Source organism: Romboutsia faecis, assembly GCF_014323405.1.
GTDB lineage: Bacteria > Bacillota > Clostridia > Peptostreptococcales > Peptostreptococcaceae > Romboutsia_E > Romboutsia_E faecis.
Genome location: NZ_JACRWE010000005.1, coordinates 209,281 through 232,180 on the forward strand (window position 1 = coordinate 209,281; position 22,900 = coordinate 232,180).

Annotated in this window: 23 protein-coding genes and 1 rRNA gene; 20 read left to right on the top strand and 4 right to left on the bottom strand. The window is 28.1% G+C overall.

Annotated elements, in window-relative coordinates:
* Positions 1-8 precede the first annotated feature (8 nt).
* The 17 genes from nrdE to H8923_RS12555 all read left to right on the top strand — a co-directional run bounded on the left by nrdE (position 9) and on the right by H8923_RS12555 (position 15,247).
* Entirely contained in the window at positions 9-2,111 is a 2,103-nt protein-coding gene (gene nrdE, locus H8923_RS12475) for a class 1b ribonucleoside-diphosphate reductase subunit alpha (RefSeq protein ID WP_153971822.1), read from the top strand.
* 60 nt (positions 2,112-2,171) lie between these two features.
* Positions 2,172-3,134 (top strand): class 1b ribonucleoside-diphosphate reductase subunit beta, encoded by a 963-nt coding sequence (gene nrdF / locus H8923_RS12480; protein ID WP_153971821.1) that lies wholly within the window; start codon positions 2,172-2,174, stop codon positions 3,132-3,134.
* A gap of 166 nt (positions 3,135-3,300) precedes the next feature.
* A complete protein-coding gene (locus H8923_RS12485; protein ID WP_153971820.1) occupies positions 3,301-4,014 on the top strand; it encodes a LytR/AlgR family response regulator transcription factor in 714 nt (237 codons plus the stop codon).
* 123 nt (positions 4,015-4,137) lie between these two features.
* On the top strand, positions 4,138-4,731 hold the full coding sequence (locus H8923_RS12490; RefSeq protein ID WP_153971819.1) for a hypothetical protein: 594 nt from the start codon (positions 4,138-4,140) through the stop codon (positions 4,729-4,731).
* A gap of 178 nt (positions 4,732-4,909) precedes the next feature.
* The gene (locus tag H8923_RS12495) at positions 4,910-5,107 is read left to right on the top strand and encodes a helix-turn-helix transcriptional regulator (protein ID WP_153971818.1); all 198 of its coding nucleotides are present in this window, start codon (positions 4,910-4,912) and stop codon (positions 5,105-5,107) included.
* Positions 5,108-5,128: 21 nt separating this feature from the next.
* Complete coding sequence (locus tag H8923_RS12500) at positions 5,129-5,626, top strand: hypothetical protein (protein ID WP_153971817.1); 498 nt, start codon at positions 5,129-5,131, stop codon at positions 5,624-5,626.
* A 245-nt stretch (positions 5,627-5,871) separates the two neighbouring features.
* Positions 5,872-6,516, top strand: a complete 645-nt coding sequence (locus H8923_RS12505; RefSeq protein WP_172976725.1) for a class I SAM-dependent methyltransferase — start codon at positions 5,872-5,874, stop codon at positions 6,514-6,516.
* 131 nt (positions 6,517-6,647) lie between these two features.
* Positions 6,648-8,198: a nitrite/sulfite reductase gene (locus H8923_RS12510; protein ID WP_153971815.1), complete on the top strand. Its 1,551-nt coding sequence runs from the start codon at positions 6,648-6,650 to the stop codon at positions 8,196-8,198.
* A gap of 203 nt (positions 8,199-8,401) precedes the next feature.
* Positions 8,402-8,866, top strand: a complete 465-nt coding sequence (locus tag H8923_RS12515) for a hypothetical protein (protein ID WP_153971814.1) — start codon at positions 8,402-8,404, stop codon at positions 8,864-8,866.
* 12 nt (positions 8,867-8,878) lie between these two features.
* A complete protein-coding gene (locus H8923_RS12520; protein ID WP_153971813.1) occupies positions 8,879-9,532 on the top strand; it encodes an accessory gene regulator ArgB-like protein in 654 nt (217 codons plus the stop codon).
* 57 nt (positions 9,533-9,589) lie between these two features.
* Positions 9,590-9,709 carry a cyclic lactone autoinducer peptide gene (locus H8923_RS12525; RefSeq protein ID WP_147542362.1) on the top strand — a complete coding sequence of 40 codons (120 nt, stop codon included), beginning with the start codon at positions 9,590-9,592 and terminating at the stop codon, positions 9,707-9,709.
* Between the two features lie 80 nt (positions 9,710-9,789).
* The gene (locus H8923_RS12530) at positions 9,790-11,502 is read left to right on the top strand and encodes a bifunctional diguanylate cyclase/phosphohydrolase (protein WP_153971812.1); all 1,713 of its coding nucleotides are present in this window, start codon (positions 9,790-9,792) and stop codon (positions 11,500-11,502) included.
* Between the two features lie 93 nt (positions 11,503-11,595).
* Complete coding sequence (locus H8923_RS12535) at positions 11,596-11,928, top strand: DUF2325 domain-containing protein (RefSeq protein ID WP_187127940.1); 333 nt, start codon at positions 11,596-11,598, stop codon at positions 11,926-11,928.
* A 163-nt stretch (positions 11,929-12,091) separates the two neighbouring features.
* Positions 12,092-13,687 (top strand): EAL domain-containing protein, encoded by a 1,596-nt coding sequence (locus tag H8923_RS12540; protein WP_172976724.1) that lies wholly within the window; start codon positions 12,092-12,094, stop codon positions 13,685-13,687.
* Positions 13,688-13,890: 203 nt separating this feature from the next.
* Complete coding sequence (locus tag H8923_RS12545; protein WP_153971809.1) at positions 13,891-14,181, top strand: metal-sensitive transcriptional regulator; 291 nt, start codon at positions 13,891-13,893, stop codon at positions 14,179-14,181.
* An 11-nt stretch (positions 14,182-14,192) separates the two neighbouring features.
* Positions 14,193-14,633, top strand: a complete 441-nt coding sequence (locus tag H8923_RS12550) for a SoxR reducing system RseC family protein (RefSeq protein WP_153971808.1) — start codon at positions 14,193-14,195, stop codon at positions 14,631-14,633.
* A 185-nt stretch (positions 14,634-14,818) separates the two neighbouring features.
* Positions 14,819-15,247, top strand: a complete 429-nt coding sequence (locus H8923_RS12555; RefSeq protein ID WP_153971807.1) for a hypothetical protein — start codon at positions 14,819-14,821, stop codon at positions 15,245-15,247.
* Between the two features lie 91 nt (positions 15,248-15,338).
* Here H8923_RS12555 and H8923_RS12560 read toward each other — a convergent pair whose 3' ends face one another.
* Together H8923_RS12560 and H8923_RS12565 are read right to left on the bottom strand one after the other, a co-directional pair.
* Positions 15,339-15,842, bottom strand: coding sequence for a threonine/serine exporter family protein (locus H8923_RS12560; RefSeq protein WP_153971806.1), 504 nt, complete (start codon positions 15,840-15,842; stop codon positions 15,339-15,341).
* On the bottom strand, positions 15,842-16,630 hold the full coding sequence (locus tag H8923_RS12565) for a threonine/serine exporter family protein (protein ID WP_153971805.1): 789 nt from the start codon (positions 16,628-16,630) through the stop codon (positions 15,842-15,844). Before H8923_RS12565 ends, H8923_RS12560 begins: the two co-directional genes overlap by 1 nt.
* A gap of 262 nt (positions 16,631-16,892) precedes the next feature.
* Here H8923_RS12565 and H8923_RS12570 point away from each other — a divergent pair, with 262 nt between their 5' ends.
* Complete coding sequence (locus tag H8923_RS12570) at positions 16,893-18,266, top strand: hypothetical protein (protein ID WP_153971804.1); 1,374 nt, start codon at positions 16,893-16,895, stop codon at positions 18,264-18,266.
* Between the two features lie 128 nt (positions 18,267-18,394).
* Complete coding sequence (locus H8923_RS12575) at positions 18,395-20,698, top strand: SH3 domain-containing protein (RefSeq protein WP_187127941.1); 2,304 nt, start codon at positions 18,395-18,397, stop codon at positions 20,696-20,698.
* Between the two features lie 80 nt (positions 20,699-20,778).
* Here the strand turns inward: H8923_RS12575 and rbr are convergent, their stop codons facing one another.
* Together rbr and pdaA are read right to left on the bottom strand one after the other, a co-directional pair.
* Positions 20,779-21,318, bottom strand: coding sequence for a rubrerythrin (gene rbr, locus H8923_RS12580; RefSeq protein ID WP_153973189.1), 540 nt, complete (start codon positions 21,316-21,318; stop codon positions 20,779-20,781).
* Between the two features lie 122 nt (positions 21,319-21,440).
* Positions 21,441-22,382: a delta-lactam-biosynthetic de-N-acetylase gene (pdaA, locus tag H8923_RS12585; RefSeq protein WP_153973190.1), complete on the bottom strand. Its 942-nt coding sequence runs from the start codon at positions 22,380-22,382 to the stop codon at positions 21,441-21,443.
* A 401-nt stretch (positions 22,383-22,783) separates the two neighbouring features.
* Here pdaA and H8923_RS12590 point away from each other — a divergent pair.
* Positions 22,784-22,900 (top strand): 16S ribosomal RNA (locus H8923_RS12590); the annotation flags it as partial.

Below are 22,900 nucleotides of genomic sequence, written 5' to 3' on the forward strand. Positions count from 1 at the left end.
ACATAGACATGAATTGGATAGAACTTAATAATCAGGTTATTGTTAGAGATAATTATGGAAAATATCAATTAGATAAAGATAAAGAAGCTTTAGAAGCATACCTTGAATATTCTATTAAGAAAAGAATGAAGGCATTTAGTACGATTAAGGAAAAAATAGATTATTTAGTAAAAAATAATTATTATTCAGAAGAAGTAATAAAACAGTACAGTGATGTTTATATAGAAAAACTTTATAGATTTATAAAGAGTCAAGACTTTAAATTTCAGTCTTATATGAGTGCTAGCAAGTTCTTTGAAAATTATGCGTTAAAAAGCAATGATGGAAAAGAAATATTAGAAAGCTATGAGGATAAGATATTAATTGTATCTTTAGCACTTTCTAATGGCGATGAAGACTTTGCTATGAACCTTGCTGAAAAGTTAATAAAGCAAGAATTTCAACCAGCAACACCAACATTTTTAAATGCTGGAAGGGCTAGAGCTGGTGAGATGGTAAGTTGTTTTTTAATTTCTATTGAAGATAGTTGTGAGGGGATTTCTTATGCAGTTGCTTCAGCTAATCACTTATCTAAAATTGGTGGAGGAGTTGCATTAAATTTAAGTAGACTAAGAGCTAGTGGTGAAGCTATAAAAGACATAGAAGGAGCAGCTGGAGGTGTTGTGGGAGTTGCTAAGATGTTAGAACAATCATTTAGCTACTTTAATCAAATGGGTGCTAGACAAGGTGCAGGTGCTGTATACTTAAATGTTCTTCATCCTGATTTTGAACTTTTAATGGATACTAAGAAGATAAATGCAGATGAAAAAATAAGACTTACTAATTTATCAATAGGAGCAATTATACCTGATAAGTTTATGGAATTGGCAGAGAAAAATGAAGTAGCTTATGCATTTTATCCTAATTCGGTTTATAAAAAGTATGGTGTTCATCTTGATGATATAGATATGAACGAATGGTATGACAAATTAGCTAATGACGAAGATATAAAGAAGAAAGAAATAAATCCAAGACAATATCTAACTAGAATAGCACAAACTCAACAAGAAAGTGGTTATCCTTATGTTATGTTTATTGATACTGCAAATAAAGAACATGTTCTAAAGGACAAGGGTATTATAAAGATGTCTAATTTATGTTGCGAAATATTCCAATATCAAACTCCATCAGATATACAAGGATATGGAAACAATAATAATTGGGGACAAGATATAAGTTGTAATTTAGGGTCTTTAAATATTGCTAATGTAATGAAAAATAAAGATATAGAAAATGTAGTAGATGTTGCTATAAGAAGTTTAAGTATAGTTTCAGACAAAACAAATATTAAAGAGGTTCCAACTGTGGCTAATGGGAATAATGCATCTCATGCAGTGGGATTAGGAGCTATGAATTTACATGGATATCTTATGAAAGAAAATATTATTTATACATCAGAAGAAGCAATAGATTTTGCTAATGTTTTCTTTGCAGCAATAAGATATTATGCAATAAAATCATCTATGAATTTAAGTATAGAAAAAGGTAAAACCTTCGAAGGTTTTGAAATGTCTGAATATGCAAAAGGAAGAAATAGTGATGTTTTAGGTAAGTATTATGAAGAAGAATTTTTACCTAAGAGTGATAAGGTGAAAAAACTATTTGAGGGAATTTATATTCCTACAAAGGATGATTGGACAAACTTGTTAGATGAAGTTAAAGAAAAGGGTCTATATAATGCATACTTAATGGCTATTGCACCAACTCAAAGTATAAGTTATGTTCAGAATTCAACGTCTAGTATAATGCCAATTACAGAACCTATTGAAATTAGGACTTATGGAGATTCAACTACTATATACCCAATGCCATTCTTAACTAATGAAAATTTACTATGGTATCAATCTGCATATAGAATAGATATGTTTAAAGTTATTGATATGGTAGCAACTGTACAAAATCATGTGGACCAAGGAATATCAACTACGCTATTTGTAACAGATGATAAGACGACTAGGGATATAGCTAGATACTATATTTATGCATATAAAAAAGGACTGAAAAGTTTATACTACACAAGAACTAAGATGATAAGAGAAACAGACAATGAATGCTTATCATGTTCAGTATAAGATAAAAATAAATGTAATTAAGAGTTTAAATACGCAATTAATTATGAAGGGATGATAGTTATGACATTTGTACACAAAGCAGTAAACTGGAATGTAGAAGATGATGATTTTACACAGACTTTTTGGAATCAAAATGTTAAGCAATTTTGGTTACCTGAAGAAATATCTATATCAAAAGATTTAAAATGTTGGTCTGAATTAGATGAAAATCAAAAAAAGTTATATAAAAGAGTTTTAGCAGGATTAACTTTATTAGATACAAAGCAAGGTAATAACGGTATTCCGTCTATGATGAGTTTGACGGATAACTTACAAAGAAAAGCTGTACTATCTTTTATGGGAACTATGGAGGAAATTCATGCCAAAAGCTACTCATCAATATTTACAACATTACTTTCAAAGGTTGAAATAGAAGAGCTTTTTACGTGGATAGAGACAGAGCCAACATTACAAAGAAAAGCAGAGTTGATATTAAAACAATATGAGAATACCAATGATAAAAAAAGTCTATATTTATCAATGGTTACAAGTGTATTCCTTGAAAGCTTTTTATTTTATAGCGGATTTTTCTATCCTTTATATCTAGCAGGACAAGGTAAGATGGTAGCAAGTGGAGAGATTATATCTTTAATTTTAAGAGATGAGTCTTTACATGGAAAATATATTGGATTATTAGCACAAGAGATATTCAATGAATTTTCAAATTCAGATAAGCTATTACTTACTAAAAGATTATATGTTATTTTAAATGACCTTATGGAAAATGAGATAGATTACACAAGATTAATTTATAAAGAAAGTAAATTAGAAGAAGAAGTTATTAACTTCTTAAAATATAATGCAAATCAAGCTCTAGAAAATCTAGGTTTTGATAAATTCTATGATGTAGATCCTGTTAATCCTATAGTTTTAAATGGATTAAGTGTTGAAACTAAAACGCATGATTTCTTTTCTACTAAGGGGAATGGATATCAAAAAGGAGTCTATGAAGAACTAGAAGATAGTGACTTTATATTTAATTAGCAAAGTAGGGTATGTTTAGAATATGGTTATTTTAAGCATACCTTATTTTTAGATAATAATAGATTAAATTAACGATATAAAATAATAACTTGAATATGTTATGTGAAATGATGTAAATTATATATAAAGAAAATTATATACAGGATGATATTATAAAGGAGATTTTATGGAGTTACATATTGGGGTTTGCGATGATATTTCACTACAAAGAAGAATTCTCATAGAATTTGTGACGAAATACTTAGATGAAAGAGGAATATCATTTAAAATATATGAATTTTCATCTGGAGAAGATTTAGTTTCAAATTATCCAGAACAACTAGATATTTTATTTTTAGATGTACTAATGAATGATATGACAGGAATGGATACATCAAGGAAAATAAGAGAATTTGATAGTAAAGTGGAAATATTATTTGTTACTTCTTCTAATGGTTATGTACATGAAGGATATGAAGTAAGAGCATATCGATATTTAATGAAACCTATATCTTATGAGATTATAGAAAAGCATTTAAGTGAATGTATTGATAACTTTTTAAGTAAAAATAATAGTAACATAATTCTTAATACTAAAAATACTTTAATTAAGATTAATTTAGATTCAGTAATATATATTGAAACAGACAGAAGAGATTTAATTATTCATGAAGAAGATAAATCTTATAGAGTTAAGATGTCTATGAAAAATATGGAAATGGTTTTACAAGGAAAGGGATTTTATAGATGCCATACTAGTTATATAGTTAACTTAAGAATGGTTGAATCATTAAATAAAAATACTATTTATATAAAAGGAAAAGAAATACCTATAAGTAAATATGCTATTAAAAAGTTTAAAGTAGAGCTAATTAATTACTTAGGTGCTATTGTTTGTTAAAAAATAAAGATAAATATTAAAAAATGACTAAGTTTGCATAGTTAATGACCAGTTTTGCATAAGATATTGAATGAAATCTGAGATGATGTTAATTTAATATAAAACAGCTTTTGGGAGGATATAATGGCAAACGTATGGTCTGAAGGAATCACATCTTATTTTTTCAGTGATGAATTAACTAATTATAATAATAAATTTAATGATATAAACGTATCTAAAATAAATAAAAATAAAAAAAACTTGATTGGGATATTAATAATTTTAGTATCAGGATCGTTATTAGGTAAAATAATTCATTCTATTGTTTTTTTAAACTTCTATGTTATTTTGGGAACTTTAACTAATATAACAAGAAAGTGTAAATCTAAATTAGATTATATGAAACCAGCATTTATTTTTCTGGCAACTGTTTTATTATCAGAAGTTATAGATATAGAGTTTTATAAAAGCTTAATATTATTTTATACAGGCATTAGTATTGTTGGTATAAATATATTAGAACCTATTTATAATAAAAAAATAATAGATGATAATCTTTTAAAAAATAAAAGTAATTTAATTTTAAAGATATTTTCATTAATAGTAGTTATATTAGGAACGGCTTTTTTATACATGGCTAACTTACTTGAGTATATATTATATGTCAGTAATCCAATATTCAGTATTTATATAATAATGATTATATCTATAATAAAAGAAAATATTATATTAGACTAAGAGCAGCTACAAGCTGCTTTTTTTGCGTACTAAGAAAATACAATATATAAAAACTATGGATAAATAATTAAATTAAATAATATCAATATATTAATAATAAGTATAATATAAATTAATAAAAGTAATATATATTTGACATTTATTTAAATATATATTAATATACAGCTGAGGTGATAAAATGGCAAAGAACCTAAAAATAAAAATAGCAAGAGCAGAAAAAGATATGACACAAAAAGCTTTAGCAGAATCGGTAGGGGTAAGTAGACAAACTATGAATGCCATTGAGAAGGGAGATTATAACCCTACGATTAAACTATGTGTAGCAATATGCAAGGTACTTGGAAAAACTTTAGATGAATTATTCTGGGAAGAATAAAGGACATTTAGGAGGGTTAATATGAGGCTTAATATAATTAAAAATAAAGCAATTGATGAAATGCAAGAAAGGTTAATGGGAAGAGCAGGGATAATTTGTGTTGAAATAACAATTTTATACTTAATAATAGAATGTATATATAAATATATAACTACTAAAGACATTTTAAATTGTACTTGGGAAATTGGATTAATTTTAATAATTGCTGTTGTCTTTAGAGTAATTACTAGAAATGATAAAGAAATGAATTTACCAAAATCAATATTAGGTAAAAGATTGCCAACAGAGCAAACTAAAGGTGCAAAGATGAAAAGGGTTTTTGCTTATTTATGTGATTCGATGATATTTACAACTGTGCAAGTTATTTTTACATACATACTAGATTCAGAAAGTCTAACTTACATTCTTATTGAAGCAATTATGCTATTTACAATTTCTTTTGTTATAGATTATAAAATGGGCGAAAAAAGATGTAGAAGTTATGAAGAGTGGGAAAGTTATTTAGATGAAGAAGAATAAAAATTTTAAGATAAAATTATACATATAATATAAAAATATAAGAGATTATATTGTAAATTAATAATGTAATATGGAGAAAAGTCAATATTAGTACATTTAATAGAAGAAATAGTTAAATTGACAAACATTATTTCTGATGATACCCTCTTACTTGAAAGTAGGATTTTTAAATTAAGCCATGAAAATTTTAGTGTTAATATTACACTTAAATTTTCATGGTTTTTAGTATATAAATGGGGGTATTTATGAGAGATTACACAGAATATAGGGGAAGCATTTTTGATAATGAAAAGAAACTTTGGAATAAAGGATCAACTTCAAATTTAGATTTTAGTTACTTAGATATGGGTGTATATAAAGCTGAAATTATAAAAAATCTTATATTAAAAAATGTCACAATGAAAAATGAATTAAAGATTTTAAATATAGGGATGCAAAATGTTCTTTTTTCTAAGATTATGGCAGATGAAGGGCATGAAGTTACACTTATAAAACCAAATTCTAAGGATATTGATGAGGCTAAAGAAAAACTAAATAATTGTAAGGGTAAAGTTGATTTTAGAATAATGGATAAAAATGCATTGGACTTTGAAGATAAAACTTTTGACCTTATTATTTCTAGTAGAATAACCTGGGAACTGCAAAGTCCTGATGCTGCTTTTAGAGAATGGAAGAGAGTTTTAAAAGATGATGGTACTTTAGTGTATTTTGATTCAAGTTGGGATTTAGATTTATCTGGTGAAGGTAGACCTAGTTTAGATAGAGAAATATTAAAGCGATGCGGATTTTCATATATAGAAGTTGATAAAAATATATATAAGAAGGTGTGGAATGATAAAGAACTAATTCCATTTAAGCCTAAGTCTATATTTATGATAGTTGCAAAATAATAGGAAAAGTTAATAGTATTCATAAGAATATTCAATGAATAATTGTTACTCTAATAACAATAAAATGGAAAAATATATGATATAATTTATAAAACTATAATAAAGGAAGACTACAGAAAAAGGAGTATATCATGGAGCATTTAAAAAATATGTTATTAGAGGAAATAGATAGCTTTAGAGAGCTAGGACATAGGTTTGAAAATAAGGAAGTATCATCAGCAGACTTCAAGGCTACTTCTGGGGGAATGGGAGTATACGCACATCGTGGAGGGGAAGAGTTTATGATAAGGCTTAGAATTCCATCGGGTATACTAAATACAGAAGAATTAAAATTAGTATATAATTTAGCCAAGGATAAAAATCTTGATAGTGTTCATACAACAACTCGTCAGGCTATACAACTTCATGGATTAAGTATAGATGAGATTTGTGATGTTATGAAAGAAGCTATGAATAATGGAATATATACTAGAGGTGGAGGAGGAAACTTCCCTAGAAACGTATCAATATCACCATTATCAGGTGTAGATAAAGAAGAAGTTTTTGATGTTACGCCTTATGCACAAGCTGTAAATAATCATTTTATGAATAAAATAACTACTTATAAATTGCCTAGAAAATTAAAGGTATCCTTCTCTAGTAGTGATAAAGATACTGGAAATGCAGGTATTGCAGATTTAGGATTTATGGCTACTAAAAAAGATGGCAAAGATTATTTTAAAGTTTATTTAACTGGTGGTCTTGGAAAAAATGCAGCAAAAGCTATAGAGTTTGATGAATTAATAGAAACTAAGGATGTATTGTATCATGTTGAAGCCATAACGAATTTCTTTATGGCAGAAGGGGATTATTTAAATAAAAATAAAGCTCGTTCTAGATATATAACTGCTAGAATGGGTGAAGAATCAGCATTAGAGTGTTATAAAAAACACCTAGCTGAAGTTAAAGTGAAAAATAATTTAGATTTAGAGGTTACTCCAAAAGAGTATAATAAATCTGGAGTAAAGATAAATTTAAATAATAATAGATTAATAGAGCAAAAGCAAGAAGGGTTATATACAGTGTACTTCCATCCGATTGGAGGAATATTGAAGTTAGATACATTAAAGCTTATCTTAGATAGAATAGAAAATGTAGAAGATGTAGAAATAAGACTTTCTATGAGTGAAGGAATGTATATAAGAAATTTAAATGGAGATGAAGCTAAGGATTTATTAGAGATAACTAAAAATCTTGGTGGTGAAACTAAATTAGAGCAAAGCTCTGCTTGTATAGGAGTTCCTATATGTCAAATAGGTATTGCAAAGAGTCAATCTTTATTAGATGAGATATTATCATATTTTAATGAAAAAGGATTTAATAAGGATGTGTTACCATCACTTCGTATATCAGGGTGTAATAATTCATGTGGGACTCATCAAATAGGGTTACTTGGTTTTGCTGGAAAGAAAAAAAGAATTAATGATGTAGTTACAGAGGCATTTGAGATTCATATGAATGGTAAGCTTGGTAAAGATGATGCAAAGCTTGGTAGTGCAGTAGGTGATATAGCTAGAGATGATATTCCTAAGTTTTTATATGAATTAGCTGTGAAGGTGGATGCATTAGGAATTACTTATGATGAATTTATTGTAAATCAAACTTCCGATTTCAATGAAATTATAAATAAGTATTTAGTTTAATTAGGATAATTAATTGTTAAGGTAATATGAAGATTAATTTAATCTTCATATTACCTTTTTTACTGTGAAAAGCACTTATAGAAAATCCTAACTGAAATTTATCTTATTTAAGTAATATTATATTACAAAAAAGTGTAATAAATAATTACATATATGGAAAAAAGTGTTATAATCATAAGAGAACAGTAAAAGGAAGTGGAAAAATGTTGAACTCATCTTTGGCATACGTAATACTAAGAGTAATACCAGAAAGCACAATTTTAATGTTATCTAGTTTTATACTGCTAGATTTAAAATTAGATAAACTTAAGGTTTTAAAATATGGATTTTTTCATGGAATTATCGTTACTTTAATAAGAACTTTGCCTATAAATTTTGGTGTTCATAGTTTATTATCTATGATAGCTTTAGGATTAATTCTTTTCAAAGTATCAGGGAAAAATTTTATGGAAGTAGTGATAGCTCCTTGTAATATATGGATAGCTTTAGCACTAAGTGAGGGGATATATTACTTTATAGCTACAAAAATAATAAATATTAATCCTGAAATATTAACTAATTATCAAACTATTAGTGGAGCAGTTTCAACGTTACCATCTTTAGCTATATTAGTTATGATAATTATGATAATAAAATCTATGAAAAAAAGAATGATGAAAAGTTTTTAAAAGGAGATTAGCATGAGCTTTGTAGAAAAACTATCTTCAAGTATTGCTCAAGGTTTAGGGAATAGACTTGATAAAAATGATGAAGAAATAGCTGTTTTAAACTATGGTTTATTTTTTATAATACATACGACAACAGCATTGATAGCCACTTTATTAGTTGGAATAGTATTGAATGTACTACTTGAAATAATGATAATATCCATAGTAGCGTCATCGTTAAAAAGGTATTCAGGAGGTGTACATTCTAGTACACCAAATAGATGCACTTTATCTGGATTGATTTTATCAACATCATTGGCATTTTGCACAAAATATGTATCTGAAACTTTTGATTACAATAGATTACTATTTTTTATAGTTATTATATTAGTATTATCAATATATATTTTTTATAATAAATGCCCAGTGCCATCTAAAAATAAACCTTTAAAAAATGAAAAAACAAGGATGAAGCTTAGAAAGAAATCCTTACAATTATTAAGTTTCTATATTGTTTTAAGTGTGATTTTGTTAATAATTTATAATATTAATAAAATTTATCTAGTAAAAACAATACTAATATCTGTAACATTAGGGGTTGCACTACAAACATTTTCAATATCTAAGCTAGGAGATATAGGTATTAATATTTTTGAAAAAATATTTGATATTGTTAATTTAAAATAGTAAAAAAATATTTAAAATTTTAAATATTTTATAATAAATTTAAATGGAGGTAAAGTCATGAACTTTTTATTCGATTCAATAGCTGAAATGATTTCAAACTTAGCATCAGGAGTGTCTACATATTGTTCACTTATATTTTTTGAGCCAGAAATGCCAAAATCTTTAAGAGAAGAGTAATATGAATAAAAGCCATAAGGTGTTTATTTCCTTATGGCTTTTATTGAGTAGAATGTTATAATATATTTAGGTGATATGACATGGAAAATTCTAAGCAAGTGTACGATAAAAATAAAAGGCAAGAATATGATAATAAAAGATATGAAAATGTATTTAAATTGATAATTATCTTGAAAATAATGTATATAGTGCTAGCATTAATATCAACATTTAGCACTATAAAATCAACTTCGTTTCAAGTTAAAGATAATATATATATGATAAGTGCTATTGCATGTATAATTGCGATTATGATGAATTATTATTTATCATGGTCTTCAAATTATAGTAAAGATAGGGTATATGAAAAGTCTAAAACTAGAGATTATATTGAAAGTTTTGTACTTATGATTATATTTGTTTTAGTGATATCAGCTACTGGACTTCAGACTAGCGACTATAAAATCCTTAGTATTTTAGCAGTAATAATAGGTGCGATACAATTTGGACAAAAATATAGTGTTGGTGTATCTATTTGTTATTCTTCAATTATAATGGCAATAGATCTTTTATTTAATAAACCGTCAGCTGAGGCATCTGTTATTTATTTAGAAAAAGATATAGTATTAACTGCTGTATTATTCATAATATCAATTGTACTTGGTATGTATGTAGATACTGAAAGACAATACTTTAAAGAATTAAAGAAAGTTGCTAATATGGATGAACTAACAGGAATCCATAATCATAGGTATTTTCAAGATGCTTTAACTAGGTTAATTGAAGAATGTAATGATAACACAGAAGTATCACTATTATTTATGGATATAGATTATTTCAAGCATTATAATGACACACATGGTCATCAAGCAGGGGATTTACTATTAAGAGAAGTTGGGGATATATTAAAGGCATGTATTAGAAATGGGGATATAGTATCTAGGTATGGTGGAGAAGAATTTGCAGTAATCCTTCCGAATACAGGCCAACAACATGCTATTAGAGTAGGTGAAAGAATAAGAAAGAAAATTGAAGAATCTTATTTTAAAGGTCAAGAATCACAACCAAATAAAAATTTAACTATGTCTATAGGTGTATCGACATATCCTAAGGTAGCAAATAGTAAATACGATCTTATTAGTACTGCGGACCATGCTCTTTACAAAGCCAAAGCATTTAATAGGAATAGGGTAGAACATTATCATAGTATATTAGACGAGCTATATGAAAATAATCAGGTTAATAAAGAAGTTCTTGATAATTTAAAAAAATTAATGAGAATGATTAATCAAAAAGATAAGTATACTTATGGTCATGTAGAAAGAGTAGTTAAATATTGTAAATATTTTGGAGGATATTTGAGGTTAAGTCCAAAAGAACAGATAGACTTACAAATAGGAGCTTACTTACATGATATTGGTAAGTTTGATATATCTAAAGAAGTATTAAATAAAAGAAACAATTTGAATTCTGAAGAATTTGAAGCATTTAAAAGTCATTCTATGAATGGGGAAATTATTATTAAGGAGATAGAGTGTTTAAAGCCATTTATTCCTATGGTTAAATATCATCATGAAAGGTATGATGGTAAGGGGTATCCAGAAGGATTAAAGGCAGAAGAAATACCATATTTAGCGAGAGTTTTAGCTATAGTAGATAGTTTTGATTCCATGATATCTACTGAAACGTATATAAGTGAAAAAGTTAAAGATTCGGCAATAGCCAGTTTACTAGCTGACTCAGGTAAGGCATTTGATCCTCAATTGGTGGAATTATTCGTAGAGATGCTAAATAAAAATGGAAAAATAGTATAAAACCTTAAAGTATTATATTGCTTTGAGGTTTTTTTTGCAGTATAATTAATAATGAGAATTATTATTAATTATACTGCAAAAGGGGATGATACTGTGACTTTAGTAGTAGTAGGCGGAAATGAAAGAATGAAAAAGGATTACATATCACTAGCTAAAGAGAAAGGTTATAAAGCCAAAGTGTTTTTGAATATGTCTTCTAAAGTTAAAAAATGTGTAGGAGATCCGGACGCGATAGTTATATTTACATCAGTAGTATCACATAAGATGGTTATATCGGTAGAAGAACAAGCTAAAAAGAGGAATATTCCTATAATAAGACATAAAAATAATAGTAAAGCAGCTTTTACTCAGTGCTTAGAAATGGTAGATGAGTGTACTGGGAACTGTAGAGAATGTAATAAGAATAAATTAAATTCAAAAAACTAATATATAAAAATATAGACCTAATGTCTTGTAATAGATATTAGGTCTATATTTTTATAGAAATGAAATTATAATTTTCTTGAAAACAAATAAGATATAGTTTACAATTTAAGTCTAGAGATATGTAAAAATTTGTAAAAAAATGTATTTTATTAAAGGGGATTATATGAAACTTAGATATTTAACTCTGATAATGATTATTATAAACATGGTTTCTATTAATCCTTATGCAGAAAATATAGGACAAGATGAAATTATAAAAGTCGGCATATATGAATATAGGCCTTATAGCTATATCGGAAAAGATGGTGAAGTAAAAGGATATTATTCTGAATTATTAAATTTGCTACAAAAACAAGGAAACTTTAAATATGAGTATGTGGTATGTGATTTTAGTGATGGACTAAACCAGCTTGAAGATGGAGAAATAGATATAATGTTGGGCTTAACTATTACTCCTGATAGAAAAGAAAAAATTTTATTTAATAAAAATAGGATTGCTATAGAAAAGCATGGTATTTATACTGATAAAGATATCCAATATGGTGACTTAGAAAAGTTTAACGGATTGAGAATTGGTTTAGTAGAAGAAAGTGTTAGTAGTGAATGGTTATTGAATTATTTTGAATTTAAGAATATAGATGTAGAGCCTATATTTGATAAGAAGTTTCATAACTTAGATGATTTACTAAAAGAAGGTAAGGTAGATTTGATAATGGCTGATGCTGGAATTGACACAGGTTACAATTTAGTATATGGATTTACATCAGATCAAGTTTACATAGGTGCAAATAAAAATAAAGCTTATATAATAGATTATTTGGATGAATTAATAGGAAAAAATTTACAAAAGGATAATAATCCTATAGTAGAATTACAGAATAAATATTTTAATCCCGTAGATAAATATGAATATATAAGATATATAGCAATGTCTATTATGTTAATTATTACATTTGGAATGGTATGTATATTTATAATAATGCCTAAAATTAAATTGAAAAGTATTAAAAGTAAAGTAAGAAATAGAATGAATAATAATAATTACTTTTTACATTATCAACCTATATACAATCCAAAGAATAATAGTATTGTAGGGTTTGAAGCTTTAATAAGACTTAAAGGTAAGAATGGAGATATTATACCACCCTATAGATTTATTTCTGAAATAGAAGATAATAATATGTTAGTTGAATTATCTATATGGATATTAAATAAAATTACTAGTGATTATCAAATTATTAATAGCTATGAAAATATAAATAATAACATATATATATCTATGAATGTATCATTAAATGAAATAGAAGATGAAGAATTTGTTGATAAAGCTATAGATATATTATTAAAATCAAATATAGAAAGTAAAAGAATATGTCTTGAAATAACTGAAAGAGTCAAGATGGAAAATTTAGAGAGATTAAATAAATCTATTAAAAGACTAAAAGATGCAGGATTTAAGATAGCAATTGATGATTTTGGTGTAGAATATTCTAATTTAGATGTATTAAAGAAGTTAGATTTTGATGTTATAAAGTTGGATAAGTATTTTATAGATGATGTATGTGATTGTAATATAAAAGAAGAGATTATAATGTTTATGTCTAAAATAGCGAAGAGAAATGGTAAAGCATTAATTATAGAAGGTGTAGAAGATAAATCTCAAAATGAATTGATTAAAAGTATATACAATGAAAGATTATATGTACAAGGATATTTATATAACAAGCCAATGCCTATAGAGCAAATAAAGTTAATATAATAAAAATAAAAGCACTAATGGAAAAATGATTTAGTGCTTTTTATAATACCAACTATTAAACTTGAGCAACTGATGTAGTCATTGGCGACATGAATTTCTTTGCCTAGCAGTGGACTAAGTGAAGTGAATTTTTACTTTGAGCAAAATAGATTTACAAAAATATGATATAATAAAATATAATCACTTAATAAGGAGTGGACAATATGGAAAAAAAACTGCAACAGTCTAATGATAAAGATGCTCTTATAAAAAGACTTAAAAGGATAGAAGGACAAGTAAAAGGGATACAGAAAATGGTGGAAGAAGAAAGATATTGTGTAGATATACTAGTACAAATATCAGCCATAAGATCTGCTATAAATAAAGTAGGTTCAATTATACTTGAAAATCACATAAAGGGATGTGTTACAGAAAGTATAAAACATGATGACATGGAAGTAACAGAACAAACAATACAAGAACTTATGGATACAATAAGTAAGTTTACGAAATAGGGGGAAGAAAGATGAATCAACAGGGGTATATAATAGAGATTGTTGATGAAAAAACAGCTAAACTAAAAATGCAAAGACATTCAGCTTGTGCATCTTGTGGAAAATGCCAAACATTATCTTCTGAAACTAAGGAGATATTAGTAGAGGTTGATAATACAATTGGTGCAAATATAGGCGACCATGTAGAAGTGAATATGGATAATATGAATGTATTAAAGGCAACTGCTCTTGCATATATAGTGCCATTAGTTTTTTTAATGTTAGGAACTATGTCAAGTTACTTTGTATTAGATAAGTTAATAGAAATACAAGGTGTAGGGGTGGAAGTAATAAGCGGATTAATTGGAATTTTAATGATGTTAATTTCATATGTAATTTTAAAAAGAAATGATAATAAATTCCGTGAGAGTAGAAAATTTATACCTGTTATTACAAATATCTTAGATAAATAAATATACATAGTATCTATAATAGTGAAAATAAAAAATCTACTATTTCAGTTTTAACTGATATAGTAGATTTTTTTTGAAATTATTTATAAAATTCGAAATAGTTAAGTTTAAATTAAGTTTAAAGGGAAATCTAAGAGTAACTATTAAATGTAAATAGTTTTTACAATCATAAGGAGGTATTTTATATGTATAGTAAAAGAAAAATAGTTTTTATGTCAGTAGTTGCTCTTGTAGTTCTTACAATTGGTATATTTAAAGAAGGGGTTTATGGTAAGAATAGTTTAAATCAAGCTAATAATGATATAATCACTACTTATGTATCAGCGGAAAATGCTAGTTCAACTCAGGCTAGCATAACACAACAACCAGAACATAGACACAGAGGAAAAGAAAAATTTGAATCAACTTTAAAGGAGCTTCAAGAATCTGGAGTGTTAACAGAAGCTGATGTGAAAAAAATTGAAGCATATCAAAAATCTCAAATGGAAGCTAGAAAAGCTGAGATGAAACAAAAAAGAAATGAAGAGATAAATAATATGGTTAAAGAAAATATAATAACTGCTGAGAAGGCAGAAAAGCTAAAAGAAGCATTAGATAAAAACTTTGAGAAGTAGGGGTTTAGATAGGGAGGATGTTATATATGAATTAACATCCCCTTTGAACTCATAAAAAGGTTGAGAAACCCAATATGGTATCTCAACCTTTTTAACTGTCTTTTTTATTTATGTTAAAAGGACCGTGTATTAATTCTAATTTCTTTAATAATCTTCTTCTATTTAAAATATTATAAGTATTAGTAATAGAAGTTACTACTAAAATACCAAGGGCGATTGCTGCACTAATAGATAATGTATCGACACCTTTTGAAAAACCTAATTCAAATTCTTTTTGAACCATATAAAGCATTGTATTATAAATTCCTACCCCAGGAGCAAGAGGTAATATACCTGGTATAGTAAATACTGTAGCAGGATTTTTTAATTTTCTTGCTAAAACTTCGCCTAAAAAGGCAACAAATCCTGCAGCAAAGAATGTTGAAATGACAGCATTATCATTCCATTTAAATAGGAATATATACAGTAGCCATCCTAAACCTCCGATTATTCCAGATGGAATTAGAGAAACTTTTGGTGCACTAAAGTATACAGCAAATCCAACCGTAGCCAAAAATGCAAATGTAAAATTTAAATAAATTGGTAAATCGACCATTATAATCTACCTCCTACTCTAAACCAAAACTCAAGAACGAATCCGACCCCGGCTGCTATTGATATAAAAATAATAGTGGCATCAAAGAATCTAACAACACCAGACATTAAGTCTCCTGCAATTAGATCACGAACACCTTTAATAAATGGAACCCCTGGTAGTAAAGGCATTATAGAACCAACTATAAGCATTTTAGGAGTAGATAAGAATCCCATCTCTGTAAGTATAACTCCAGAACCAGCCATTAAAATTGATGCAACTAAACAACAAAAGCTTGGTATATAGCTGATTTTTATTAATTGATCATAAACAAATTGTGCAACCATTGATACCATAAATGTTAATATAAAATCAAATGGAGAATTTCCACCGACTAAGTAAGCGAATGATGCAGATCCTATTCCCGTAAACATATAATTAATCCATGTTGGATAAGCTTTAAAAGATGCAATTTGCTTTAATCTATCCATAGATTCTTTAACAGTCATATTTGGATTTTTTACAAAATCTCTAGAAAAATCATTTATCAATGCAATTCTCCCTAGATTTATTGCCCTACGATTAATAGTTTTCATAAAGCTATATCCATCAAATCTATCATCTGAGATAATTACCACTGTAGGAGTAGTAAAGACATTTACATGGTTAAAACCTCTAGATTTACAAATTCTTTTGATTGTATCTTCAACTCTATAAGTTTCTGCTCCATTAGATAACATAAGCTCTCCTATGAATAAAGCAAGTCTTAGAATATTTTTTTTATATTCAGGTTCTTCTACTTGAAACATTGTACACCTCCAGAACTTCTTTTATAACAAAGAAGATTATACCAAATATTTATAATAAAGATATGTTTTTACAAAAATTTAACTATAAATATATTTAATAATAAGCATAGCTTTTTTATAGTTTTAGCTTTTATGATATTTTCATAATAAAATATATAAAAAATATATAAAAAATATTTTACTTACATATTTTTGAATGTAACATGAGATAAGACAAAACCATATAATACTAATATCTTAAATGTAAAGGGGATTTTAGTATATGGTTTTGACAGGAGCTCATTATATTTACATTTTATTTATGCTAGCCATCCTGATTATAATGATTATGAAAAAGGATGTAATAGTACCATGTATATTAGGTATATTCTGCCTAGGATTATTTTACACTCAAAGTATACCTCAAGCAACGAATGCAGTATTCAATGCTCTTATAGTTTCTTTAAATGAACTTGCACCAGTAATTCTTATTATATCCGTAATGGTTGCATTATCTAAAGCCCTAGAAGACAATAATGCTATTAACTATATGATAAAACCTTTTTCTAAGATTATAAAAACTCCAACAACAGCATTCTTTGTAGTTGGGATTGTAATGTTCTTATTATCATGGTTCTTCTGGCCAACACCAGCAGTTGCATTAGTAGGAGCAATATTCTTACCAGTAGCTATGGAAGTAGGATTACCTGCAATAGGTGTTGCTATGGCCCTTAATTTATTTGGTCATGGTTTAGCTTTGTCAACAGACTTTGTTATTCAAGGTGCACCAGCAATAACAGGTGGGGCAGCAGGAATAGAAGCTGCTCAAGTTATAAGTGAAGGTATGCCACTATTTTGGGTAATGGGGATAGTTACTATAGCAGCAGCTTTTTATTATCTAAGAAGAGACCTGAAAAAAGGTATGTTTAAAGAAGAGTTAAAGCAAGTTGAACATGTAGAAATAAAATCTTTTAACAAAAAAGCTAAAATAGCTACTTTATTAGTGTTAATAGGTTTTGCATTAGATATAGCTGCTATGTACGCTTTAAATTTAAAAGGTGGAGATGCAACAGCACTATTAGGTGGAACAGCACTTCTTTTAATTGTAATTATTAATGCTATGAATCATAAAAAAGATTGTTTAGACTCAGTTTGTAAGAATGTTATAGATGGATTTGTATTTGGGATAAAAATATTTGGAGCAATAATCCCAATAGCAGCTTTCTTCTATATGGGTGAAGTAGCACCAATAACTTCTGTACTAGGAGAAGTATTACCAGCTGGATCTCAAGGATTATTATCTGATATGGGTATAGCATTATCTCAAGCAGTACCATTAAATAAACTAGCAGTAGCAAGTATACAAACTGTAGTAGGTGCAATTACAGGACTTGATGGTTCTGGATTCTCAGGAATATCATTGGTAGGTTCATTGGCATCTGTATTTGGAACAGCTGTAAATGCAAGTGTTGGAGCACTTTGTGCTTTAGGTCAAATTGCTGGAATATGGGTTGGTGGAGGATGTTTAGTTCCTTGGGGATTAATATCAGCTGCAGCGATTTGTGGAGTTAGCCCAGTAGATTTAGCAAAAAGAAACTTTAAGCCAATAATGATTGGATTTGTTGTGACGACAATAGTTGCAGTGTTCATTATTTAATTTACAAAATATAAGGAAAAATCTTAAATTTCTAATTGGCTTGATAAATTCCTCCTATTTTCCTATAATGTAGACATATTATAAAATCAATAATTATAAATATAGAAAAAATGAAAATGGGAGGAAGTATGAATAATAAGAGATTGAGAGCTTTATTAGGTGCTGGAGTATTAACAGCAGCTATGGCATTTACAAATATAGCTGATGCAGCGACTAAGTATGCAATGACAACAGCAAATTTAAACTTTAGAACTGGTCCTAGTACAAGTAATAAAATAATAACTACAATAAAGAAAAATACTAAGGTTGAAGTAGTTTCATATGATGGCAAGTGGGCAAAAATAAAATATAACAATCAATTAGGGTATTCTAGCAAAGATTATCTTTCGGAAGTTAGTTCAAGTAGTGGATCAACATCAACAACGAAGAAAACTGGAACAGTAACAACTGATGTATTAAATATAAGAAGCGGAGCAGGAACATCATATTCAAAAATAGGAACATTAAAAAAGGGTGCTACAGTAAAAATTCTTCAAACAAGTAAAGGATGGCACAAGATAGAATTATCAGGTTCAAAAACAGGATGGGTAAGTGCAGACTACATAAAAATAACTACGAGTTCTAACTCAGGAAGTACATCAGGCGGAAGTTCAAGTAGTGGATCAACATCAACAACAAAGAAAACTGGAACAGTAACAACTGATGTATTAAATATAAGAAGTGGAGCAGGAACATCATATTCAAAAATAGGAACATTAAAAAAGGGTGCTACAGTAAAAATTCTTCAAACAAGTAAAGGATGGCACAAGATAGAATTATCAGGTTCAAAAACAGGATGGGTAAGTGCAGACTACATAAAAATAACTACAAGTTCTAACTCAGGAAGTACGTCAGGCGGAAGTTCAAGTAGTGGATCAACATCAACAACGAAGAAAACTGGAACAGTAACAACTGATGTATTAAATATAAGAAGTGGAGCAGGAACATCATATTCAAAAATAGGAACATTAAAAAAAGGTGATACAGTAAAAATCCTTCAAACAAGTAATGGATGGCACAAGATAGAATTATCAAGTTCAAAAACAGGATGGGTAAGTGCAGACTACATAAAAATAACTACAAGTTCTAACTCAGGAAGTACATCAGGCGGAGATTCAAGTAGTGGGTCAAATAATAATGGAAGTGGATCAAATAACAATACAAGTGGTGGAAATACTGAGAATGATTCTAATGATAACTCTACTGAAGAATCTAATGAAATAGGAATAGTAACAACAGATGTATTAAATGTAAGAAGTGGAGCTGGTGTATCTTATTCTGTTGTAACACAAATAACTAAAAATACTAAAGTAACAATATTAAGTAGTAACGATGGTTGGTATAAGATAAAACTATCTGATGGAACTACTGGTTGGGTTAGTGCAAGCTACATAAAAATTGATAATGGATCTAGTACAACTCAACAGCCATTACCGATACCAACATCAACGCCAACCTATGTAGATGCACCAGTTAATACAGAAGTAATGAATTCTGAATATGATAAGTATCAAAATATGCTAACAATGAAAAAAGATGTAAGTGAAGGTCTAAAATCATTATCTATAAAATCTAACGAAGATTTTGATGTAGAGTACAGCATATATGGAAGTGGTAGTTGGAAAACTGCATCTAATGGAGCAGCATTATCGAGCTCAACTATAGAAGGAGTAAAAATAAATTTAAAAAATGCCCCATCTAATTATCATATATTCTATAGAGTAAAGGTAGCAAACCAAGGTTGGCAAAATTGGGTTAAAGATGGAGATATATCAGGAGAAATAAAAGTAAATAAAGCAATATCAGATATAGAAATAAGAGTTGTAGTATCAGATAGTGTAAATCATATGGTAAAAGAAACTATTGCAGTTGACTTAGGGCACAATGTAGCTAGACCAGTATTAAGAGGAGCTGTAAATGGAATATATGATGAAGACTATTTAATAAGAGAAGTTGGTAAAAAAGTTGTGTATAAGTTAAGAAGCTTAGGATACAACGTTGTTGAAACAAAACCAACAGGATCTTACTCACAATCAGATGAGTTAAAATTAAGAGCACAGGCTGCAAATGCAAATGAGGTAGATAAGTTTGTATCTATACATTTCAATAGTGGAGATAAAGGAGCAAATGGAACTGAAGTTTATTACTCAACAGTAGCAGGTTCAAAGTCATTAGCAACAAATGTAACTAACAACATAGCTAACTCATTTAGCTTCAAAAACAGAGGTGCAAAAGATGGAAGTCATTTATATGTACTTAAAAATACTCAAATGCCAGCAATATTAGTAGAAGGATGCTTCTTAGACCAAATAGATATGGATAAATTCATATCTAAAGGAAGTCAGGCATATCAAATAATGGCAGATAACATAGTAAATGGAATAATTAAATAATAGATTAATATTTCTATAATTAAAATAGGGCTATCTATATTCAGTATTATTTGATCTGAATTAAAGATAACCCTATTTTTTTATTTATAGTTTTCTGCTCTTACTTGGAAATATGATTGAGGATGGTCGCATACTGGACATACTTTTGGAGCTTTTTTACCATAATGTATATGGCCACAGTTTTGACAATGCCAAGCAACTTCCTCTGATTTTTCAAATATAACTTCATTTTCTAAGTTTTCAAGAAGTTTAAGATATCTTTCTTCATGTTCTTTTTCAATTTCGCCAACAGCTTTAAATAAGTAAGCTATTTTAGTGAAACCTTCTTCTTCTGCTTCTTTCGCGAAAGTTGCATACATATCTGTCCACTCATAGTTTTCACCAGAAGCGGCATCTTTTAAGTTTTCTGGAGTAGATGGTATACCATCATGAAGTAGTTTGAACCATATTTTAGCATGTTCTTTTTCATTATTAGCAGTTTCTTCGAAAATAGCTGCTATTTGATTGTATCCTTCTTTTTTTGCTTTTGAGGCATAGTAAGTATATTTAGTTCTTGCTTGAGACTCTCCTGCAAATGCAGCTAATAAATTCTTTTCAGTTTTACTTCCTTTTAGTTCCATAATATCCCTCCAAGATTAAGATTACCTAAGGTGATTATAATTATTAGTGTCTAATATTAATCTTATACTAAAAAAAGGAATATGTTAAGTAAGATAGTTATTTTTTTATGTAAAAATAATTTTTAATTGAGCAATTTAAACTCATAACCAGCATTTCTAGCAGAGTCTATAATTTCACCTAAAATTTCAGTATTAGTTTTTGAAACTGCATGTAAAAGTAAAATTGAACCATTATGTAGGTTATCTAGAATCTTATGTTTTGCATAGTTGATCTCTGGTTGCTTTTCTGGATCCCAATCATCATAGGCAAAACTCCAAAATACTGTTTTATAACCTAAATCATTAGTCATAGCTAAACTTCTTTCAGAGTAATATCCCATGGGAGGTCGGAAAAATTTTTTCATATCTAATCCGGTAATTTCTTTATATTTAGATTCAACATCAGAAAACTCTTCTTTGAATTTAGTAATATCAGATGTCAATGTTGGCATAGAGGAATGAGTTTTACTATGATTTCCTACTATATGGCCTTCATCAACCATTCTCTTAACAAGATCAGGATTTTTTTCTAAATAATAAGAAGTAACAAAGAATACTGCTTTTACATTCTTTTCTTTAAGAACATCCAATATTTTTGAAGTATAGCCATTTTCATAGCCTTCATCAAAAGTTAGATATAGTGTTTTAGTAGTTTCATTAACTGGCCCATTATAAATAGCATTGTAATTTGATAAGTCATAAGTTAGTTTAGGGTTTATTGCAGGAGTAGTGTGAGTGTCATTTGGTATATAGAACCAACTAGTAATTTCATTATCTTTGTTGCTGTAATCTGTAGTAGTACTTTTATTTGTTGGATTATTATTTATACTAGAATCTCTATCAAGAGAAGTATCATTATTAGTATTATTGTTATTAGAAGTTTCTTGTTTTGGGAATTTATTATTAGAGTTTGATTGTTCACTATTAAAAAAAGAGGTTTCTTTTACTTTGTCAAATAAAGTACAACCCGTAAGACAAAGTGATATTGTTATAAATAGTGAAAAATAAATAATTATTTTACGCATAATTTTATACCTCCTTACACATAATATTTATGTTATTAATTTTATTAACAAAAAGAATAAAATTTAAACCTAATATTATGGAAGTTTTAAGCAAGATATCATTAGATAATACTCAACATAATAAAAATAAATAAAAAATATAAAAAAAGTATTGCTATTATTTTAAATCGATGATATAGTAATACTTGTCCGAAAGAGAAGGACAAAAATGAACTTTGAAAATTAAACAGTAGGTTAATTTATAAAATTAATTCTTATAAAGAATTATTCGAAACAACCAAACAAAGCCAGATATATAATAGTATCTGAGCCCATGTCAAACCACAACAGGATTTGAGTAACGGGATTTACCTGAATGAATATGAAGGTAAAGATGTTGACGAAATGAACGTAGTGAATTTTTATTTGAGAGTTTGATCCTGGCTCAGGATGAACGCTGGCGGCGTGCCTAACACATGCAAGTCGAGCGATTTACTTCGGTAAAGAGCGGCGGACGGGTGAGTAACGCGTGGGTAACC

Excerpts from the sequence above, each read along its gene's own strand:
- nrdE (WP_153971822.1), top strand. The coding sequence starts at position 9 with ATGAATTGGATAGAACTTAATAATCAGGTTATTGTTAGAGATAATTAT.
- nrdF (WP_153971821.1), top strand. The coding sequence starts at position 2,172 with ATGACATTTGTACACAAAGCAGTAAACTGGAATGTAGAAGATGATGAT.
- H8923_RS12485 (WP_153971820.1), top strand. The coding sequence starts at position 3,301 with ATGGAGTTACATATTGGGGTTTGCGATGATATTTCACTACAAAGAAGA.
- H8923_RS12490 (WP_153971819.1), top strand. The coding sequence starts at position 4,138 with ATGGCAAACGTATGGTCTGAAGGAATCACATCTTATTTTTTCAGTGAT.
- H8923_RS12495 (WP_153971818.1), top strand. The coding sequence starts at position 4,910 with ATGGCAAAGAACCTAAAAATAAAAATAGCAAGAGCAGAAAAAGATATG.
- H8923_RS12500 (WP_153971817.1), top strand. The coding sequence starts at position 5,129 with ATGAGGCTTAATATAATTAAAAATAAAGCAATTGATGAAATGCAAGAA.
- H8923_RS12505 (WP_172976725.1), top strand. The coding sequence starts at position 5,872 with ATGAGAGATTACACAGAATATAGGGGAAGCATTTTTGATAATGAAAAG.
- H8923_RS12510 (WP_153971815.1), top strand. The coding sequence starts at position 6,648 with ATGGAGCATTTAAAAAATATGTTATTAGAGGAAATAGATAGCTTTAGA.
- H8923_RS12515 (WP_153971814.1), top strand. The coding sequence starts at position 8,402 with ATGTTGAACTCATCTTTGGCATACGTAATACTAAGAGTAATACCAGAA.
- H8923_RS12520 (WP_153971813.1), top strand. The coding sequence starts at position 8,879 with ATGAGCTTTGTAGAAAAACTATCTTCAAGTATTGCTCAAGGTTTAGGG.
- H8923_RS12525 (WP_147542362.1), top strand. The coding sequence starts at position 9,590 with ATGAACTTTTTATTCGATTCAATAGCTGAAATGATTTCAAACTTAGCA.
- H8923_RS12530 (WP_153971812.1), top strand. The coding sequence starts at position 9,790 with ATGGAAAATTCTAAGCAAGTGTACGATAAAAATAAAAGGCAAGAATAT.
- H8923_RS12540 (WP_172976724.1), top strand. The coding sequence starts at position 12,092 with ATGAAACTTAGATATTTAACTCTGATAATGATTATTATAAACATGGTT.
- H8923_RS12545 (WP_153971809.1), top strand. The coding sequence starts at position 13,891 with ATGGAAAAAAAACTGCAACAGTCTAATGATAAAGATGCTCTTATAAAA.
- H8923_RS12550 (WP_153971808.1), top strand. The coding sequence starts at position 14,193 with ATGAATCAACAGGGGTATATAATAGAGATTGTTGATGAAAAAACAGCT.
- H8923_RS12555 (WP_153971807.1), top strand. The coding sequence starts at position 14,819 with ATGTATAGTAAAAGAAAAATAGTTTTTATGTCAGTAGTTGCTCTTGTA.
- H8923_RS12560 (WP_153971806.1), bottom strand. The coding sequence starts at position 15,842 with ATGGTCGATTTACCAATTTATTTAAATTTTACATTTGCATTTTTGGCT.
- H8923_RS12565 (WP_153971805.1), bottom strand. The coding sequence starts at position 16,630 with ATGTTTCAAGTAGAAGAACCTGAATATAAAAAAAATATTCTAAGACTT.
- H8923_RS12570 (WP_153971804.1), top strand. The coding sequence starts at position 16,893 with ATGGTTTTGACAGGAGCTCATTATATTTACATTTTATTTATGCTAGCC.
- H8923_RS12575 (WP_187127941.1), top strand. The coding sequence starts at position 18,395 with ATGAATAATAAGAGATTGAGAGCTTTATTAGGTGCTGGAGTATTAACA.
- rbr (WP_153973189.1), bottom strand. The coding sequence starts at position 21,318 with ATGGAACTAAAAGGAAGTAAAACTGAAAAGAATTTATTAGCTGCATTT.
- pdaA (WP_153973190.1), bottom strand. The coding sequence starts at position 22,382 with ATGCGTAAAATAATTATTTATTTTTCACTATTTATAACAATATCACTT.